Source organism: Streptomyces prunicolor (genome assembly GCF_045162825.1).
GTDB lineage: Bacteria > Actinomycetota > Actinomycetes > Streptomycetales > Streptomycetaceae > Streptomyces > Streptomyces prunicolor.
Genome location: NZ_CP108676.1, coordinates 1,055,890 through 1,074,060 on the forward strand (window position 1 = coordinate 1,055,890; position 18,171 = coordinate 1,074,060).

General features: G+C 70.7%; 13 protein-coding genes. 6 read left to right on the top strand and 7 right to left on the bottom strand.

The window, feature by feature from the left end:
• Positions 1 to 318: 318 nt before the first annotated feature.
• Complete coding sequence (locus OG588_RS04825; protein WP_405946167.1) at positions 319 to 3,516, bottom strand: AfsR/SARP family transcriptional regulator; 3,198 nt, start codon at positions 3,514 to 3,516, stop codon at positions 319 to 321.
• A 122-nt stretch (positions 3,517 to 3,638) separates the two neighbouring features.
• Between OG588_RS04825 and OG588_RS04830 the strand changes: the two genes are divergently transcribed.
• From OG588_RS04830 to OG588_RS04840, 3 genes are all read left to right on the top strand, one after another.
• A complete protein-coding gene (locus OG588_RS04830) occupies positions 3,639 to 4,001 on the top strand; it encodes a winged helix-turn-helix transcriptional regulator (RefSeq protein WP_405946168.1) in 363 nt (120 codons plus the stop codon).
• 194 nt (positions 4,002 to 4,195) lie between these two features.
• Positions 4,196 to 5,233, top strand: coding sequence for a zinc-binding alcohol dehydrogenase family protein (locus OG588_RS04835; protein ID WP_405953051.1), 1,038 nt, complete (start codon positions 4,196 to 4,198; stop codon positions 5,231 to 5,233).
• 452 nt (positions 5,234 to 5,685) lie between these two features.
• Complete coding sequence (locus tag OG588_RS04840; protein ID WP_405946169.1) at positions 5,686 to 6,108, top strand: hypothetical protein; 423 nt, start codon at positions 5,686 to 5,688, stop codon at positions 6,106 to 6,108.
• Between the two features lie 86 nt (positions 6,109 to 6,194).
• Here OG588_RS04840 and OG588_RS04845 read toward each other — a convergent pair whose 3' ends face one another.
• From OG588_RS04845 to OG588_RS04860, 4 genes are all read right to left on the bottom strand, one after another.
• Positions 6,195 to 6,764, bottom strand: a complete 570-nt coding sequence (locus tag OG588_RS04845; protein WP_405946170.1) for a sigma-70 family RNA polymerase sigma factor — start codon at positions 6,762 to 6,764, stop codon at positions 6,195 to 6,197.
• Between the two features lie 223 nt (positions 6,765 to 6,987).
• Complete coding sequence (locus OG588_RS04850) at positions 6,988 to 7,251, bottom strand: anti-sigma factor family protein (protein WP_405946171.1); 264 nt, start codon at positions 7,249 to 7,251, stop codon at positions 6,988 to 6,990.
• Between the two features lie 6 nt (positions 7,252 to 7,257).
• Complete coding sequence (locus OG588_RS04855; RefSeq protein ID WP_405946172.1) at positions 7,258 to 8,817, bottom strand: FAD-binding oxidoreductase; 1,560 nt, start codon at positions 8,815 to 8,817, stop codon at positions 7,258 to 7,260.
• Between the two features lie 121 nt (positions 8,818 to 8,938).
• The gene (locus OG588_RS04860) at positions 8,939 to 12,235 is read right to left on the bottom strand and encodes an AfsR/SARP family transcriptional regulator (RefSeq protein ID WP_405946173.1); all 3,297 of its coding nucleotides are present in this window, start codon (positions 12,233 to 12,235) and stop codon (positions 8,939 to 8,941) included.
• Between the two features lie 216 nt (positions 12,236 to 12,451).
• On the opposite strand from OG588_RS04860, the gene OG588_RS04865 reads away from it, so the two are divergent.
• The 3 genes from OG588_RS04865 (at position 12,452) to OG588_RS04875 (ending at position 15,238) form a co-directional block, all read left to right on the top strand.
• Positions 12,452 to 12,748, top strand: a complete 297-nt coding sequence (locus OG588_RS04865; RefSeq protein WP_405946174.1) for a Dabb family protein — start codon at positions 12,452 to 12,454, stop codon at positions 12,746 to 12,748.
• A gap of 131 nt (positions 12,749 to 12,879) precedes the next feature.
• The gene (locus tag OG588_RS04870) at positions 12,880 to 13,674 is read left to right on the top strand and encodes an SDR family NAD(P)-dependent oxidoreductase (RefSeq protein WP_405946175.1); all 795 of its coding nucleotides are present in this window, start codon (positions 12,880 to 12,882) and stop codon (positions 13,672 to 13,674) included.
• Between the two features lie 136 nt (positions 13,675 to 13,810).
• On the top strand, positions 13,811 to 15,238 hold the full coding sequence (locus tag OG588_RS04875; RefSeq protein ID WP_405946176.1) for an MFS transporter: 1,428 nt from the start codon (positions 13,811 to 13,813) through the stop codon (positions 15,236 to 15,238).
• 46 nt (positions 15,239 to 15,284) lie between these two features.
• Here OG588_RS04875 and OG588_RS04880 read toward each other — a convergent pair whose 3' ends face one another.
• Complete coding sequence (locus tag OG588_RS04880; RefSeq protein WP_405946177.1) at positions 15,285 to 17,237, bottom strand: helix-turn-helix domain-containing protein; 1,953 nt, start codon at positions 17,235 to 17,237, stop codon at positions 15,285 to 15,287.
• A gap of 77 nt (positions 17,238 to 17,314) precedes the next feature.
• The gene (locus tag OG588_RS04885) at positions 17,315 to 18,118 is read right to left on the bottom strand and encodes a 3-hydroxybutyrate dehydrogenase (protein ID WP_405946178.1); all 804 of its coding nucleotides are present in this window, start codon (positions 18,116 to 18,118) and stop codon (positions 17,315 to 17,317) included.
• Positions 18,119 to 18,171: the final 53 nt, after the last annotated feature.

Below are 18,171 nucleotides of genomic sequence, written 5' to 3' on the forward strand. Positions count from 1 at the left end.
ATCACGGAGCCTGGGCAAGGCGTGCGGGGACGGACCGCCCTCGGAGGAGCCCTTCGCCGGACTCCTCGGAGGGCTCCTCGCATTGCGGTCTACGAGCCGCTCCGGGACCCGGTTCACTCGTTGCCCGGGTCGGTTGCCGGGATCGGTAATCGGGATCGGTAATCGGGATCGGTAATCGGGATCCAAAGCGTCCCGGTAATGCGGAGGCTGGTCCTGGCCGCCGAATTATTGGGAATCGCATCTGCCACGGTCGGAAGATCCCGGTAAAAGGGAATTACACGGAGGCGGAAAGAGGACTCCGGCCCACTGTGCTACTGGTCAACGATGCCGGCCCGGACCGTTCAGCACTCCGGTGAAACCCGCAAGCAGGGAAGGGTTGTCGGAGAGCCATGCCTGCACATGGTCCGCCCCGATCGCGCCGCTCGGACCGGACTTGAAGTAGGCGTCCAGCTTGTCCAGCAGGGCGCCCACCGCGCGGCGGGCCAGCGGCTCACGCACCCGGTCGAGGGCCTGGCCCGCGCGGTCCATCCACATCCGCGCGTCGTCGGACGCCGACGGGGTCGGTGGGCCGAACGTCGCCACCGCCACCAGGCCGACCGCGGACATGGCCCTGCGGTCGAGCGGCGCCGTAGGGCTGTCCCAGACGCCGGCGAAGATCGTCCGCGCGTCCGAGAAGCGACCGCCGTAGAACGCCAGTGTTCCGCGCAGGATGGCGGCCGCTGCCCGGAGGTCGTCCGCGCTCAGGTCGTCCGCGAGCCGGATCAGCTCCGAGAGCCGGTTCTCGGCCGCCTCGACCGCTCCCCGCGCCATGTCCAGGCACACGATCCTGAGCGCGGCGTACGCGTACTGACCGCGCGCGCCGATGGAACGCAGGATGCGCGCCGCCTCGGTCCAGTGCGCGCGGGCGTGGTCGCGGAGGCCGGCGCTCTCCTCCGCGTCGCCCCAGAGCGTGAGGGTGCACGCCCTGGCGAAGTCGTCGCCGGAGGCGCGTGCCGCCGCGGCGGCGGCCCGGCCGTGGCCGCGGGCGCCGTCGATGTCGCCGATCTGGAGGCAGTACGTCGTCCAGTTGGTCAGGAGGATCGCCCGGTCCCAGTGGAACTCGGTGCCCGCGACGCCCTGTTCGGCCCGTACGAAGAGTTCCGCTACATCGTCCCGCCCGGTCAGCATGGCGTGGAGCGGCTCGTAACAGGGCCCCAGGACGGCGAGTTGAGGGTTCTTCGCCTGGCGCCAGGCCGTCTTGAACCGGTCGATGAAGTGGCCGCCCTCCGCGTACCGGCCGACGACGTGGTTGAGCCAGACGAGCCATGCGAGGGCGTAGAAGAGTGCCCGCTCGTCGTCTTCGGTGGGCTCTTTCCCGTCCCCCGCGTCGTAGGAGAGCAAGGCGCGTTGGAGGCGGTCGATGCCTTCTTCCTCACGACCGCTGATGATCCAGTAGCTGCCCCGCCGCGCTTCCAGGGACAGGGCCCGAGCTGTTCTCGACCGGGCCATCATCAGATCCGAGGCGGCCCTGATGTTGGCGGATTCCGCCGTGTGCCGCCTGATCAACTCCCCCTGTTCGCCAGGTGTGTTGACGTCGGTGCACTCGTGCACGAAACGCAACGCCCAGGCCATGAAGCGTTCCTCCGCCTCGGCGGCCCTGCCTTCGGTCCGGAGCCGGTCCAGCGCGTACTCGCGGACCGTCTCCAGCATCCGCAGCCGGCTTCCGTCGGGCGTCGAGACGGTGAACAGGAGGGATTTGTCGACCAGTTGGGCCAGCACTTGCAGGATCTCGTGGCGGTCCACCCCGGGGCAGTCCGCCTCGGGAGGGAGGATCGCCGTCTCCGCGAACTCGACGGAACAGCCGCCGACATACAGGGCGAGTTCCGTCAACACCCGCTGCTCGGTGGTGTCCAGGAGTGCGTAGCTCCAGTCGAGGACGGCGCGCAGGGTGCGGTGCCGGGCGGGAGCGGTCCGCTTCCCCTTGGCCAGCAGGGCGAAGCGGTTGTCGAGGCGGAGTTCGATCTCGCGCACCGGCAGCAACCGTACGTGCGCGGCGGCGAGTTCGACCGCGAGGGGCAGTCCGTCCAGCCTGCGGCACAGCGAGCGGATGTCGTGCAGCGCCGGCTCGTCCGCGGTGAAGTCCGGGTCGATCATGACGGCGCGGGCGCTGAACAGTTCGGCGGCTTCGCCGTCGGGCATCGGCGCCAGGGGGTACAGCGTCTCACCCGCGACGGCGAGCGGCGCTCGGCTGGTCGCCAGGACGGCCAGCGCGGGGCACCGGCCGAGCAGGACCGCCACGAGCGGGGCGACCGTGTCGAGCAGGTGCTCACAGTTGTCGAGCACGAGGACCGCCCGCCGTCCGGCGAGGAACGAGGTGAGCCGGTGCACATAGTCGTGCGGCGGCTGGTCCGGCCGCACCGAGGCGTCCGACAGGCCCAGGGCTCCGGCGATCGCGGCGAGGACACCCGCCGCGTCGGCCGAGGCCAGATCGACCCACCACACACCGTCGTACGAGGACTGCGCCGGCACACAAGCCTCAAGCGCCAGGCGGGTCTTGCCGACACCACCGGGTCCTACGACGGTCACCAGCCGCTCGCGGTCGAGGGCCGCGCGCAACCCGTCGAGCTCCTCGGCGCGGCCGACGAACGGGCCGAGGGGGTGGTCCGGACCGCCGTCGCCGGGCGTCGGAAGGGAGTTGGGGCGAGTCGAGGACAGTCGTACGGAGTCCGCGGTCGCCGTTCCTCGACGCGGATCGCCTGCCGGCGCCGGCGCACCGGGGCGAGGGTCACGGGCCCGTATCGCGTCGTGCAGGGAGCGCAGTTCGGGGGAAGGGTCGGCGCCCAGTTCGGAGCTCAGGAGTCGGCGGCCCGATTCGTACACGTCCAGCGCCTCGGCCTGGCGCCCGCAGCGGTGCAGGGCGAGCATCAGGCGGGCCCGGGACCTCTCCCGCAGCGGTGCGGCGGCAACGAGTGCCGTCAGTTCGGGGACCAGTTCCGCCGCGCGGCCGAGCTCGAGACCCGCGGCGCCCGCGTCCTCCTGTGCGCTCAGGCGCAGTTCCTCCAGGCGCAGCCGTTCGGCGTCGAAGACCCGGCCCTTGAGACCGTCCAGTGCGCGGCCCCGCCACAGCGCGAGTCCCTGCCGCAGGACGTCTTCCGCCTGCCGGTACGCCCCCGCCGCCAGGTGGTCGCGGCCCTCGCGGACCGTCGCCTCGAAACGGACCGTGTCGAGCTGGTCCTCCGGTTCCAGGACGAAGCGGTATCCCCCGTGCTGCGACCGCAGCCGCCCGTCCTGGTCCCGGGTCGCGAGTGCCGCGCGCAGTTTCGTCACCTGGACCTGGAGGGCGTTGACCGGGTCCTTCGCCTCGCGGTCCTCCCACAGCTCGTCGATGAGGGTGTCACGGTGGACGACCGCTCCCCCGGCCAGCAGCAGCCGGCCGACGATCGCGCGGGAGACGGCGCCCGGAAGAGCGACGGCACCGCTCCCGTCGGCCAGCTCCAGGCGGCCGAGCAGTCGCAGATCCAGGGCGTCGTCGTTCATGTGTCAGCCTTCAACAGCGGTTCCGATGCCCGAAACCGGGGTTCCGAGTATGTCGATGACCGTACGCGGCGGACGCCGGTTACCCGCAAGGGGCACTGGTACCCGTTGGGTACTGTTGCCGCATGACGAAGACATCGGGCCTCTGCGACGACCCCAAGAGCGTCTACTCCGCCGCATGTCCCTGCCGCGACATGCTGGACCTGCTCGCCAACAAGTGGAGCGCTCTCGCCCTGGGCGCCCTGGAGGACGGGCCACAGCGCTTCGGAGCCCTCCGCGGCCGACTGCAGGGCGTGAGCCCCAAGGTCCTCACCCAGACACTGCGCCGCCTGGAGGACTACGGCCTGGTCGACCGGGAGATCTACGCGGAGGTCCCGCCCCGGGTCGAGTACAGCCTGACCCCGCTCGGCAAGGACGCCTGCGCCCCGCTCTCCCATCTGCGCAGCTGGGTGGAGCAGAACATAGACCGGTTCCCGGAAGCCGCCTGACTCCGTGCCCCACACTTTCCGGGACTCGTCACAGCCGCCCCGCCTCACTGGTTCCTAAGTCCCTACGGTCGCCCACCTCAATAGTTTCCTTTGGGAAGTAGACTCCCTTGATGGTTACTACCTCCCGATAGGTACCGTGCGCGTCGTGGCCGCCGATCCTCGTCGGCCCACCGCACGAGTCGAGGAGATCCATGATGAGCGAGACCTGGAAGTCGACGACGATGCCCGCCGTCGCCTATCTCAAGAGCCTGCCGATCGACGACGCCGAGAGCCTGGTGGACGTCGAACTGCCCGTGCCCGAGCCGGGTCCGCACGATCTGCTGGTCCAGGTGGAGGCCGTCGCGGTCAACCCCGTGGACTACAAGGTCCGGCAGAGCAACGACCCGGGCGGCGAGCCCAAGGTGCTCGGCTGGGACGCCGCCGGCACGGTCGTCGCGGTCGGTGAGCTGGTGGAGCTGTTCGAGGTCGGCGACGAGGTCTTCTACGCCGGCGCGATCGATCGGCCGGGCACCAACTCCCGCTTCCACACCGTCGACGAGCGCATCGTCGGCCACAAGCCCCGCACGCTCTCCTTCGCCGAGGCGGCGGCGCTGCCGCTGACCTCCCTCACCGCGTGGGAGGGCCTGTTCGCACGCCTCGGCCTGCGCGAGGGCGCTGCGGAGGAGACCGGCACCCTGCTGGTGACCGCGGCGGCCGGCGGTGTCGGGGCCATGGTGGCTCAGCTGGCACGGGCCCTCACCGGCCTGACCGTGATCGGCACCGCCTCCCGCCCGGAGACCGTCGAGTTCGCCCGACGTATGGGCGTGACACATGTGGTCGACCACCATCGTCCGCTGCCGGCCCAGGTGGCCGAGGTGGCGCCCGGTGGGCTCGACCACATCTTCGGCACCGCCGGCACGGACCGGAACCTCGCCGCGTACGCCGAGATGCTCAAGCCGTTCGGAGGACTGGTCGCCATCGACGACTTCGGTCCCGTGGAGATCGGCCTGCTGAAGGCGAAGAGCATCTCCTTCCACTGGGAACTCATGTTCACGCACTCGCTGTTCCGCACCCCGGGCCAGGTGGCGCAGCACCACGTCCTCGACCGGGTCGCCTCGCTCGTGGACGAGGGCGCCTTGCGGACCACGGCCACCCAGGACCTCGGCACGATCAACGCCGCGAACCTCCGTGAGGCGCACCGCATCCTGGAGTCCGGCAGCACCATCGGCAAGGTGACGCTCAGCGGATTCTGAGCCCGCTGTGAACCTCCTTCTTCTCCGCCCCGTTTACAGGGCGGAGAAGGCGAGGCCTTCTCGTAGCCATCGAAAGGTGACGGGCATGCAATTCACGAGGTTCACGACGGAACAGCGCATAGGCCATCTGCTCAGCTGGGCAAACGAATGGAATGGAACGACGCGGGGACGAAGTATGTGGGCGTACTCCCTGAGTCTGGGGGGTTCTCATGCGCTTCTCAACGATTGGGTCAACAACGAGAGGCTCATGGATCTCCTCACCCCGGAGGAGCGAAGCGCGATAGACGCGGCACGCCGACGGGCGACGCGACGTGAGCCCGCTGTGCAGCGGGGGGCTCGGTGATTCCTCACGCCGTCCGTCGAACCGCGTGAGCGGTGGGCGGCACGGCCGCCGGTCATCCCTGCGCAACAACCGACCAGTTGCCCGCAGCGACTGACCTTAGGATGTTCCGGTGTTCAATCGGCTTGAGGTCAACGTGTTGCCACCGGGCCCCCGTTGGGCTGCCCAGTTGCGGTTGCGGATCGACGGCGAGGAAGTGGTGGCGGAGGCGGTTGGAGAGGGCGGCCGCGGCCCGTTCGTGGCGCAGGCGCTGCCCACCGACGGTCACGGTGCCCTCTGGGCGATCGGCGAGGGGCGCCGCGCAGTGCTCGGCGAGCCCGAGTGCACGGGCGGCTGCTGTGGCCGGCTGTCCGTGTTCGTGCGGCGCAACGGCGGGGTCGTGGAGTGGTCCGACTGGCAGGTGCCTACGGACCAGGTACGGCTCCCCGCGTTCTGTTTCGACGCCGATCAGTACGACGCCGAACTGGCCCTGGCAGTCAGCTCTTTCGGCGTTGCCCCTCTCGACCGGTGCCCGCCACGGACAGCGCGCGGCTGACCGTTCGCCGCGACGGTGACGGAACCTCGGCCGCACAGACATGACACAGGACCCGGCTCAGCGAAACCCTCTCCCGAAGGGCGCGCTCACGGGGTGTACCCCCGCTCGGCCAGCGCGGTTCGGAGGGCCCTGAGGGCAAGGTGGGTACGGGACTTGACCGTGCCCGGAGGTATGCCCAGCGCCTGCGCCGTGCGGGCCACGGACTGGTCCAGGAACTCGACGTGGACGAGGATCTCGCGATGCTGCAGCGTCAGGTCGGCCAAGGCCTCGCGCACGACCTTCTTGGTGAGGGCCGATTCCGTGGACTCCGGACCGGGCAGGTCGTTCAGCGCGGTGTCGACCGTCTCCGGGGGTCGGGCCTTGCGGGCGCGGTAGCCGTCGATGACGAGGTTGCGGATGACCGTGACGAGCCACGGCCGTATGCCCTCGGCCTCGGGATCGAGGATGTCGGCGTTCTGCCAGGCCCGTAGGACGGCCTCCTGGACCAGGTCCTGGGCCTGGTGGCTGTCGCCCCGGAGCAGTCCGGTGGTCATCCTCAGCAGGAACACACCGTGTTTGTCGTAGACGGCGCGGACGAACGCCTCGTCGCGCGCCGTGTCACGGGTTCCGCCGGTCCGGTCCCGTTGTGAGCCCCGGATTGCTGTGCTGTGCCTCATTGCCACGTTCCCCCAGCGCGCCGTGGGCGATCCACGGCGCACCAATTCGTTGAAAGCTGAACGGAGCAACCTTCAGGGGGACCTCTTGCCGGCGGCTTGATGTCCGCTTGCCCGGCCCACGTGGGCGAGGACAGTCGGGGGAAAGGTGCGGGAAAGGGCACGACTACCGGCTACCGGCTACGCGTACATCTCGCACAGACGGGAGCCGGCGTTCCGGTTCCCCTCAGGAGCCGGCCGCCCCCGGGATCTCCGCCAAGGCGGCGCGGACCGCCGCTTCCCGCAGTTCGGGGAGTTCGCCGGACCAGTCGCCCAGCAGCTCCTCGACGGGCAGTGTCCGGACGGCGGCGAGAGTGGTGCGCAGCCCGTCCACGTCCGCCGCGCAGGCCGGACACTCCCGTACATGGCTGCCGACGCGCACCGTGTCCGTGGGATCGAGGGCCGCCACGGCATAAGCGGCCAGTTCGGGCATCTCCTGCTCGCAGTTCACCGCAGGTCACCGCTGTTCCGGAGCGACGTTGTGGTTGTTGACGCGGAACAGGTTGCGCGGGTCGTAGCGCCTCTTCAGGACACGCAGCCGCTTCAGGTCGGCGGCGGTGAACACGTTCTCGGCCCGGTCGTCACGACCGGCGAAGTTCGTGTACGCGAGCCCCGTGGACCAGGGGCTCATACGCTCGACCATCCCGCCCAGCATCGCCATACCGGCCTCGACGACCTCCGGCGGCCCGACGGTCGCTCCCCACACGTTGAACACGGCATCCCGGGCGGCGACGGGGCTCGCCCCGGCCGGCCGCTCGGCCAGCGCCCCGCCGAGGTGCCTGATCTCCAGCACCGTGACCAGGCCACCGGCGGCCAACTGGGCGCTCTCCACAAGGGATTCGACGGCCTGGGCGGGCAACTCGGCCAGCAGGGCGCCCTGTTCCTCGTACGAGAAAGGATCCGCCGGATCGGTGTGCACGAGGGCGTACGCGCCGTAGGGATGGCGACCGATCGTGTCGACAACCCCCGCGCCGATGGCCCGGAAGGGCGCGATGAGCTTCTCGGCCTCCTCGTCGGAGCCGAGGTGGGTCACCCGGACGTGGGCGAGGAAGCGGCCGCGCAGCGGTTCGGGGATCTGCGGGACCGGCGGGAAGTTGAGCAGCGCCACGGAGCAGGTGAAGGAGTCGGGCGCCTCGCGGACCACCTCCGGGAAGGCGCGGAGTACGGCCTCGACGTCCTCCGCGGGGAAGTGGATCCCGCCGCCGTAGAAGGAGGTCACGGGGAAGAGCCCGATCTCCAGCTCGGTCACGATTCCGAAGTTGCTGCGTCCGCCGCGCAGGCCCCAGAACAACTCCGGTTCCAACTCGGCGGAGACGCGCCGCAGTTCACCGTCCGGCGTGACGACCTCGATCGCTACGACGTGGTCGGCGGCCCAGCCGTAGGACCGGCCCAGGAACGGGCTGAGGCCGCCGCCGAGGGTGAAGCCCACGACTCCCACCTGCGGGCTGGACCCGTTCAGCGGGGCCAGGCCCGCCGCCTGGGCGGGCTCCACCACGTCCGCCCAGAGCGCGCCCGCGCCCACCCGGGCCACGGCACGCTCGGCGTCGATCTCGACCGTGCGCATCGCACCTGTCGTGACGAGCAGGAAGTCGTCCTCGGCGGGGAACGGCTGGTGGCCGGTGGCCATGACCCCGACGGGTATGTCGTGCGCGGCGGCGAAACCGACCGCGGCCCGCACATCCGCGGCCGTGGCCGCCGCGACAACCAGACAAGGCCGCTGCTGCGAACGCAGGTTGAACCCCGCGATCGCCCCCACGTAGCCCGCGTCGTCCGGGGCGAACACGGATCCCCCGATCCGGCCGGCCAGCTCGGTGACGGTGTCCTCTCCGAGAACGATCCGCCCCTGGTACTCGGTCATGGTGCTGTGCCTTTCGTCGGAGAACTGGCCCTGGCCGACGGTCACTTGGGCGAGCGAGGGACACCATTCCGCGACGCGACGCGACGCGGCACAACACGACACGGCGACGGAGGCATCCCGGCGGACCAGGCGCCGTCTGGTCGCTGCTACGGCGCGCACGCCTAAGAGGTTCACTGTCCGCGTACGGTCTGCCGCCGGCCGTGGTCGAGGGCCGGGGCTTGGTCGGGATCGAGGTCGGAGGCGGAGTCGGGGTCAGGGTCGGGATCGAGGTCGGGATCGCTCAGCTGAAGGCAGCGAGCACGGAGGGGGCGTCGGAGAGCCAGTCGCACGCGTGGTCCGGCCCACCGGGGCCGTTCGAGCCAGGCCCGTGGGCCCGGTGGTAGGTGTCCAGCCGGTCCAGCAGCAGACCCACCGCGTGCCGGGCGAGCGGTTCCAGCAGTCCGGCGTGCGTCTGGCGCCCCCGGTCGATCCAGGCCCGCACGTCGTCCCGGGCGGTGGGACTCGGCGGACCGAACATCGCGAGGACCGCCAGGCCGACGGCCGCGACCGCCCTGCGGTCGGGCGGCGCCGCCGGACAGCACCAGACACCGAGGAAGAGGCGCTCCGCGTCCACGAAGCGACCGCCCCGGACCGCCAGCACTCCACGCAGGTTGGCCACGGCCGCCCGGAGATCGTCCGCGCTCAGTTCGTCGGCGAGCCGGCTGACGTCCAGGAGCCGCTGCTCGGCCGGGGCGAACTCGCCCTCGGTGATGTCCAGGCAGACCAGCCTGAGCAGCACATACGCCCAGCGGGTGCGCGCCCCGACGGCACGCAGGATCCGGGCCGCTTCGGCCCACTGCTCGCGGGCCCGGGCGCGGAGGCCGTCACTCTCGTCCGCGTCGCCGCAGAGCGTGAGGGAGAAGACCCGGGCGAAGTCGTCGTCGGCCGCGCGGGACGCCGCCACGGCGATCAGACCGTGGTGCCGAGCCCCCTCGATATCCCCGTGTTGCAGGCAGTAGGTCGACCAGTTCGTCTGCAGGACCGCCCGGTCCCAGTGGAATTCCGTGCCCACCACGGCGGCCTCCGCGATGGCGAAGCGTTCCTCCACGTCGTCGTGCCCGTTGAGCATCGCGTGCAGTGCCTCGTAGCAGAGGCCCAGGACGGCGAGGTCGGGGTTCTTCGCGTGCTGCCACGCCGCCTTGTGTCTCTCCACATAGGAACTGGCTTCCGTGTGGTGTCCGCCCACGTGGTGGAGCCAGGTGAGCCAGGCGATCGTGTGGAACAGCGCCCACTCGTCCTCCTCGGTGGGCTCCCCGATGCGCTGTCCCGCCGTCGCGTCGTACGCCTGCAGACTGCGCTGGAGCCGATCGATCCCCTCTTCCTCGCGACCGCTGATGAACCAGAAGTAGCCCAGCCGCGCCTCCAGCAACAGCGCCTCGGCCGACCTGGACCTGGCCGTCATCAGGTCCGATGCCGCCCTGATGTTGGCGGCCTCCTCGGTGAGCCGCCCGGCCCACTCCCGCTGGTCACGGGAGGAGATCCCCGCACTGCCGTCACGGACGAAGCCCGCGGCCCACGTCATGAGGCGCTCCTCGGCTTCCGGCGCCCGGCCCTCCTCCCGGAGTCGGGTGAGCGCGTACTCGCGGACCGTCTCCAGCATCCGCAGTCGGTTCCCGTCGGGTGTGGAGACCGGGACGAGGAAGGACTTGTCGACCAACTGCCCCAGCACATGGAGCAGTTCGGCACTGTCCGCCCCGGGCATCGGAGCGACCGCTTCCACGAGTCCGAGCGAGCAGCCGCCTACGTAGAGGGCCAGTTCCGTCAGCAGCCTCTGTTCTGTGGTGTCGAGGAGGGCGTAGCTCCAGTCGAGGACGGCGCGCAAGGTGCGGTGTCTGGCCGGCGCGGTGCGCTCCCCCTTGATCAGCAGGGTGAAGCGGTTGTCGAGGCGGGCCTCGATCTCGCGCACGGTCAGGAGCCGGATGTGCGCGGCGGCGAGTTCCACCGCCAGCGGCAGCCCGTCGAGCCTGCGGCAGAGGCGACGGATGTCGTGCAGCGCGACCTCGTCCGGGGCGAAGGACGGGTCGATCATGGCGGCGCGGGTACCGAACAGGTCCGCGGCCTCCTCGTCCGGCATCGGCGCCAGGGGGTAGAGCACCTCGGCCGCGACCTCCAGCGGTGCTCTGCTGGTGGTCAGGACGGTCAGTCCGGGACACCGGCCCAGGAGCGTCGCCACGAGTGGGGCTACGGCGTCGAGCAGGTGCTCGCAGTTGTCGAGCGTGAGGACGGCCGACCGTCCGGCCAGGAACGAGGCGAGCCGGTGCACATAGTCGTGCGGCGGCTGGTCCGGCCGGACGGAGGTGTCGGACAGGCCGAGCGCGGAGGCGACCACCGCGAGGACGTTCGCGTCGTCGGCCGGGGCCAGATCGACCCACCAGACGTTGCCTCGGGACGGCTGGACCAGCGCGCACACTTCCAGTGCCAGGCGGGTCTTGCCGACACCTCCGGGTCCCAGTACGGTCACCAGCCGCTCGCGGTCGACGACCTCGCACAGCGCGTTCAGCTCCTTGCGCCTGCCGACGAACGGGCCGAGCGATCCGTTCAGATTGCCTTCGCCGGATGCCGGCCGGACCTCCGTATGCGGCGAAGCCGACCGGACCTCCGTACGCGGCGAAGCCGGCCGGTCGGACAGGGAGGCCGCCCCTTCGAGAGACGGGCTGTGCCCCTGGAGAGACGGACCGTGCCCTTGCCGGGACAGGTCGTGTCCTTGGAGAGACGGACCGTGCCCTCGTAGAGACAGATCGTGCCCCTGGAGGAACGAATCGTGCGCTCGCAGAGACAGATCGTGCCCCTGAAGGGACGGATCATGGCGGAGTATCGCGGCGTGCAAGGAGCGCAGTTCCTGTGAGGGAGCGGCGCCGAGCTCGGTCTTCAGGAGCCGGCGGCCCGAGTCGTAGACCTCCAGGGCTTCGGCGAACCGCCCGCACCGGTAGAGCGCGAGCATGAGACGGGCCCGGGCCCGCTCGCGGAGCGGTGCGAGGGTCAGCAGGGCCTGCAGCTCGGGGATCAGCTCCTTCGCCCGACCGAGTTCGAGGCCGGCGGTGGCGGCGTCCTCCAGAGCACCCAGCCGCAGATCCTCGAGGCGGGTCCGCTCGGTGTCGAAGCCCCGTCCCTCCAGGCCATCCAGGGCGCGGCCACGCCACATCGACAGTCCCAGCCGCACCTCGCTCTCGGCCTTCTCGTACTCCGCCGCCGCCAAATGGTCACGGCCTGCCCGGACCGCGGTCTCGAAGGCGGGCACATCGACCTCGTCCTCGGGTCCCAGGACGATCCGATAGCCGCCGTGGCCGAACAGCAGACGGGCCTCCTCGCCCCGCGCCGCGAAGGCGGTACGCAGCTTGGCCATCTGGACCTGGAGCGCGCCGACCGGGTTCTTGGTCCCGCGGTCCTCCCACAGCTCTTCGACGAGGGTGTCGCGCTGCACGACCGCCCCGTGGGCGAGCAACAGCCGTCCCACGATCGCCCGGGACACGGCGCCGGGAGGGACGACCGCGCCGTTGGCGGTCTCCAGCTCCAGGCGGCCGAGCAGTCGAAAGCGCATGACCGCCATCCTGCCGTGGCCGGCCGAAAGCCCCGCAGGGCCCGTCGGCGCGTCGCGAGTGACCTGTCCGACGTCCTTTGCCGTGAACCGGTCGACGTCCCTGTGTCGTGAACCAGTCGGCACCCCTGTGTCGTGCACCAAGCGTCGTGAACCAAGTAGTCGGACGCCCCGTAGCCGTCTACGTTCACCGCCTTCGACGGGGCACCAGGAGCGGAAATGATCCGGAACATCGTCCTCTTCAAGCTCAATGACGGTCTCACGCGCGTTTCTCCCGCGGTGACGGAGGGATTCGAGCTCGTGAAGAACCTCGACCGGGAGATCCCGGAGATCCGGCAGTGGGAGGTCGGGTGGCATGTCTTCGACGAGACGCCCGCCTCCTACGACTTCGCCCTGAACAGCCTCTTCGACGACACCGCCGCCTTCCAGCGGTATTTCAACCACCCCGCGCACCTGGCCGCCATCGCCCACTGGATGCACCACGCTTCCTGGGTGGTCGTCGACATGCACATCTAGGGGCTCCACATCCGGGGGCTCGTAGGGGCGCGGGTGTCGGCCGAAGTGGCGGGCCGAACGCCCTGCCGCCAGGCTGACGGCAGACGTACCGACAGGCAGAACGGACAGACGCACAAGGGGACTGGTTCGACATGCAGATCGATCTGACGGGACGCACCGCCCTGGTGACGGGCTCGACGCAGGGCATCGGCGCGGCGATCGCCGCCGGACTGGCGCGCTCCGGCGCCCGTGTGGGGGTGAACGGCCGGAACGAACAGCGGGTCGCGGAGGGGGTGGCGCGGCTGGCGACGGAGGTACCCGACGGGGACTTCGCTCCGGTGGCCGCCGACGTGGCGAACGAGGAGGGCGCGCAGCGCGTTCTGGAGGCGCTGCCGGAGGTGGACATCCTGGTCAACAACCTGGGCATCTTCGGCTCCGCCGACCCGTTGGAGATCAGCGACGAGGAGTGGCGCCGCTATTTCGAGGTGAACGTGCTGGCCGCCGTACGACTGACCCGCCTGTACCTGCCGGGCATGACGGAGCGCGGCTGGGGACGGATCCTGAACATCGCCAGCGACTCGGCGGTCGTCATCCCGGCCGAGATGATCCATTACGGCATGTCCAAGACCGCGCTCCTCGCCGTCGGCCGCGGCTTCGCGAAGCAGGCGGCGGGCACGGGGGTGACGGTCAACTCGGTCATCGCCGGCCCGACCCACACCGGCGGCGTCGAGGACTTCGTCTACGAACTCGTCGACCGCGACCTGCCCTGGGACGAGGCCCAGCGCGAGTTCATGCGCAAGCACCGGCCGCAGTCCCTCCTGCAACGGCTGATCGAGCCCGAGGAGATCGCCCACATGGTGGTCTACCTCAGCTCCGACCAGGCCTCGGCCACCACCGGCGGAGCCCTGCGCGTCGACGGCGGATACATCGACTCGATCCTGCCCTGACACCCTCAACTCATAGTCGCCGCACGCACTTCACCGCCCAGAACTATGGTGTCCCACCACATGTGCCGCTGACGTGCCCCTTCCTACCGTGTGCCATCACGTACCCGTCCCCACGGCACACAAGGAAGTGGCGCACATGGCCTCAGCACCCACCGCTCCCCCACCCCCCGCCAACCTCAAACGAATCGTCGCCGCCAGCCTCATCGGCACCACCATCGAGTGGTACGACTTCTTCCTCTACGGCTCCGCGGCCGCACTCGTCTTCAACAAGCTGTTCTTCCCGGACTCCGACCCGCTCGTCGGCACCCTGCTCTCCTTCCTGACCTACGCCGTGGGTTTCGCGGCCCGCCCGCTCGGCGCCCTCGTCTTCGGGCACTACGGCGACCGGCTCGGCCGCAAGAAGCTGCTGGTGCTGAGCCTGCTGCTGATGGGCGGGGCCACCTTCGCGATCGGGCTGCTGCCGACCCACGCGACCGTGGGAGCGGCGGCGCCGGTCCTGCTCACCGCGCTGCGCCTGGTGCAGGGCTTCGCCCTCGGCGGCGAGTGGGGCGGAGCCGTCCTGCTCGTCTCGGAGCACGGGGACGCACGCCGCCGCGGCTTCTGGGCGTCGTGGCCCCAAACAGGCGCGCCCGCAGGGCAGTTGCTCGCGACGGGAGTGCTGTCCCTGCTCACCGCCGTCCTGTCGGACGATGCCTTCGGCAGCTGGGGCTGGCGCATCCCGTTCCTGCTCTCCGGCGTCCTGGTCGCCGTCGGTTTGCGGATTCGTCTGTCTGTCGATGAATCCCCTGTCTTCCAGGAGGCGTTGGCCCAGGCGGAGGCCCGCAAAGCCGCCGCCCGGACAACGTCCCGCAGCACCGCCCCCGAGCAACTCCCGCTCGTCTCCGTACTGCGCCACCACTGGCGCGACATCCTCGTCGCGATGGGCGCCCGCATGGCGGAGAACATCAGCTACTACGTGATCACCGCCTTCATCCTCGTCTACGCGACCACCTCGGCCGGCGTCTCCCGGCAGACGGCGCTGAACTCCGTACTCATCGCCTCCGCCGTGCACTTCGCCGTCATCCCGGCCTGGGGCGCGCTGTCGGACCGGATCGGACGCCGACCCGTGTATCTGCTGGGTGCGGTCGGCATCGGGCTGTGGATGTTCCCGTTCTTCTCGCTGATCGACACCGGCGACTTCGGCAACCTGGTCCTCGCCGTGACCGTCGGCCTGGTCCTGCACGGCGCGATGTACGCACCCCAGGCCGCCTTCTTCTCCGAGATGTTCGCGACCCGGATGCGCTACTCCGGCGCGTCCATCGGCGCCCAGTTCGCCTCGGTCGCGGCGGGCGCCCCGGCCCCGCTGATCGCCACCGCTCTGCTGGCCGACTACGACAGCTCGACGCCGATCGCCCTGTACGTGATCGCGGCGGTGGTCCTGACCCTGATCGCGGTGGGAGTGGCCAAGGAGACCCGGCACCGCGATCTGACCGAGATCGAGTCCACCACCGGCGACCGGCCCGCGACCACTCCTGCGACAGACACAGCGAGTACGACGGACGCCGCGGACGCCCGCACCGCCTGATCACCATGCGCCGCACCGGCCCTCGTACGCCCCGCGCCTACGAGGGTCACGGCTGCACCGAACCCGCCAACCGCCGCAGTCTCAGGGCGAGTTGAATCTCCAGAACGCGCCCCGGTTCCTGCCAGTCCGCACCGAGCAGCCGGCCCACCCGCTCCAGCCGTTGGGCGACGGTGTTGACGTGGACGTGCAGGTCGTCCTTCGTCCGGGCCGGGCTCATGGCACACGCGAAGTAGGCGTCCAGCGTGCGCAGCAGATCCGTACCGCGCCGCTCGTCGTACCGCACGAGTTGCCCGATGGTCCGCTCGACGAAGCCTCCGATGTCCCGATCCCCGGCGAGCAGCAGTCCGAGGAAGCCGAAGTCCTCGGCGGCGGCACCGTCTCCGCTACGGCCCAACAGCCGCAGGGCGTCGAGGCAGCGGCGCCCTTCCTCGTAGGCGGCGACCACGGCATCGGGCCGGGCGGCGGGTTTCTCAACGGGGGCGGAGGCGCCGACGGTGACCGCTTCATGGACCGCCGCTCCCAGGTGGGCGGCGGTACGCCGGGCCAGGTCAGTGGCGGTGTCGCCGGGGTCCAGGGGCAGCAGCAGAACCGTGCCACCGTCGCGGGCGGCGGCCAGTCCGTGCCGGGTACCGGCGAGGTGCGAGGCGGCGGACCACAGGCGTCTGCGGGCGGCGGCCGCCTGGTCGGCGTCGGCTGCGGTTCCGTCGAGCCGGGCGGCGAGGACGACATGGGTGGTGTCCAGGTCGGCGTCCAGCCTGGACGCACGCTCCCGCAGCAGGCGCGGGTCGCGGTCGCGGGCGTCGAGCAGGTCGTCCAACAGCTCGCCGCGCACGCGCTGTTCGGCCTCGGCGGCGGACCGTCGGGCGAGCAGCAGCAGGGAGGTGACCATGGCGGCGCGCTCCAGGGTGCGCTGGTCGACGGGGTCGAGGCCGGGGTGTCCGCGCAGCACGAGCGCACCGAGCAGTTCGCCGCCTGCGGCCACGGCGGCGATCCAGTCGTCCCGGTGCCGCACCGCGTGCCCTTCGACGCGGGACGCTTCCAAAGCCTTCGTGGGCGCGGTGTCGATCTCGGTGAACTCGACTGCTCCGTCGAGGACTTGGGAGACCGCGGCGGCGACGTCATGGACTCCACCGCCGCGCAGGACGAGCTCGGCGAGCCGGTCGTGGATGTCCGACGCACGCTCGATGACTCCACTGCGGTCCTGGATGATCTCGTTGGCACGCTCCAGCCCCGCGAGGGCCGCGCGGGTCTCGGTGAGCAGGTTCGCGGTGTCGATGGCGGCCGCGGCGAGCGCGGCGAAGGAGCCGAGCAGCGCGATCTGCTCCCGCTCGAAGACCCGCGCCCGCCGGTCCGCCGCGAACAGGACACCGATCACCCGGTGCCCGAGCATCAGCGGCACCCCGAGGATCGCCACCAGCCCCTCGTCCCGTACCCCGGAGTCGATGCTGAGGGTGTGCTGGAAGCGGTCGTCCTTGAAGTAGTCGTCGGTGACATACGGCCGTGCCGTCTGGGCCACGAGTCCGCCGAGCCCCTCACCCATGCCCAGCCGCAACTGCTGGAAGCGGGCCGCGACCGACCCCTCGGTCACCCGCATGTAAGTGTCGCCCCTGGCCGGGTCGTTGAGGCTGAGGTAGGCGATGTCGGTGCCGAGCAGCGACCGGGCACGCTGGACGATCGCCTGCAGTACGGCGTCCAGGTCGCGCAGTCCTGCGAGGTCGTGGGCCGTCTCGAAGAGCGCGGACAGCTCGGCCTCGCGCCGTCGGCGTCCCTCCAGCTCCGCACGTACGCGCAGCGCGAGCACCTTGGCGTGTTCGAGCCCGGCGATCGCCTCGGCCGGTCTTCCGTCGGCGCGGGCGAGCAGCACCGGCTGCTCGTAGGCGTCGGCGGAGGCGCCCCGGGCCAGCAGTTCGAGGAACGGCGCCTCGGCACTGCTCTGTTGCGCTGCGGCACCGGTGACGGTGGCGGAACGCTCGGCGGACTGCACGTGATCGCTCGACATGCTCACAGGATTCCCCATCGCCGGGCCGGCCGGTCAGGCCTGTGGATAACTCGAAAAACGCCTGCGCACCGGGTGCTTCAGTGCGCGGTCCACCCGCCGTCCAGCACCAGCGAGGTGCCGGTGACGAAGGACGCGTGCGGGCCGCACAGATAGGCCACGGCCTCGGCGACCTCCTCCGGTTCGATGAGCCGTTTGACCGCGCTGTCCTGCAGGAGCACCTCGGCCAGCACACGTTCCTCGGGGATGCCGTGCGCCTGCGCCTGGTCGGTGAGCTGGCGCTCGACCAGGGGGGTGCGCACATAGGCGGGGTTCACACAGTTCGACGTGACGCCATGGGGTGCGCCTTCGAGGGCCGCGGTCTTGGAGAGTCCCTCCAGACCGTGTTTGGCGGCCACATAGGCGGACTTGAAAGCGGAGGCGCGCAGCCCATGGACGGAGGACACATTGACGATCCGGCCCCAGCCCTGCCCGTACATGTGGGGCAGGGCGCCGCGGATGAGCCGGAAGGGCGCCTCCAGCATCACGGTGAGCACCGTGTGGAAGACGTCGGGCGGGAACTCCTCGATGGGGCGGACCAGTTGCAGCCCGGCGTTGTTGACCAGGACGTCCGTGCCGGCGGCGGCCTGCTCTGCTGCGTCCAGGTCGGTGAGGTCGAGCACCTGCGGCTCGACGGTGCCCGCGAGGCCCTGCGCCTGCTCGGCGAGCACCGCCAGTCCCGGGGCGTCCAGGTCGACCGCTCTGACCTTGGCCCCGGCGGCCGCCAGCCGCAACGTGCAGGCACGGCCGATACCGCCGGCGGCACCGGTGACGAGGGCGGTCCGGCCGCCCAGGTCGAGGAGAGAAGCGGCGTGGGGTCCCGGGAGAGCGCTGGGCACGGTCATGTGGCGAGCCTAGACAGCGCCCCCGCCTCGCCACATATGGGCCAAGCACATAC

Excerpts from the sequence above, each read along its gene's own strand:
- OG588_RS04860 (WP_405946173.1), bottom strand. The coding sequence starts at position 12,235 with ATGCGCTTTCGACTGCTCGGCCGCCTGGAGCTGGAGACCGCCAACGGC.
- OG588_RS04825 (WP_405946167.1), bottom strand. The coding sequence starts at position 3,516 with ATGAACGACGACGCCCTGGATCTGCGACTGCTCGGCCGCCTGGAGCTG.
- OG588_RS04885 (WP_405946178.1), bottom strand. The coding sequence starts at position 18,118 with ATGACCGTGCCCAGCGCTCTCCCGGGACCCCACGCCGCTTCTCTCCTC.
- OG588_RS04865 (WP_405946174.1), top strand. The coding sequence starts at position 12,452 with ATGATCCGGAACATCGTCCTCTTCAAGCTCAATGACGGTCTCACGCGC.
- OG588_RS04830 (WP_405946168.1), top strand. The coding sequence starts at position 3,639 with ATGACGAAGACATCGGGCCTCTGCGACGACCCCAAGAGCGTCTACTCC.
- OG588_RS04845 (WP_405946170.1), bottom strand. The coding sequence starts at position 6,764 with ATGAGGCACAGCACAGCAATCCGGGGCTCACAACGGGACCGGACCGGC.
- OG588_RS04870 (WP_405946175.1), top strand. The coding sequence starts at position 12,880 with ATGCAGATCGATCTGACGGGACGCACCGCCCTGGTGACGGGCTCGACG.
- OG588_RS04880 (WP_405946177.1), bottom strand. The coding sequence starts at position 17,237 with ATGTCGAGCGATCACGTGCAGTCCGCCGAGCGTTCCGCCACCGTCACC.
- OG588_RS04835 (WP_405953051.1), top strand. The coding sequence starts at position 4,196 with ATGAGCGAGACCTGGAAGTCGACGACGATGCCCGCCGTCGCCTATCTC.
- OG588_RS04875 (WP_405946176.1), top strand. The coding sequence starts at position 13,811 with ATGGCCTCAGCACCCACCGCTCCCCCACCCCCCGCCAACCTCAAACGA.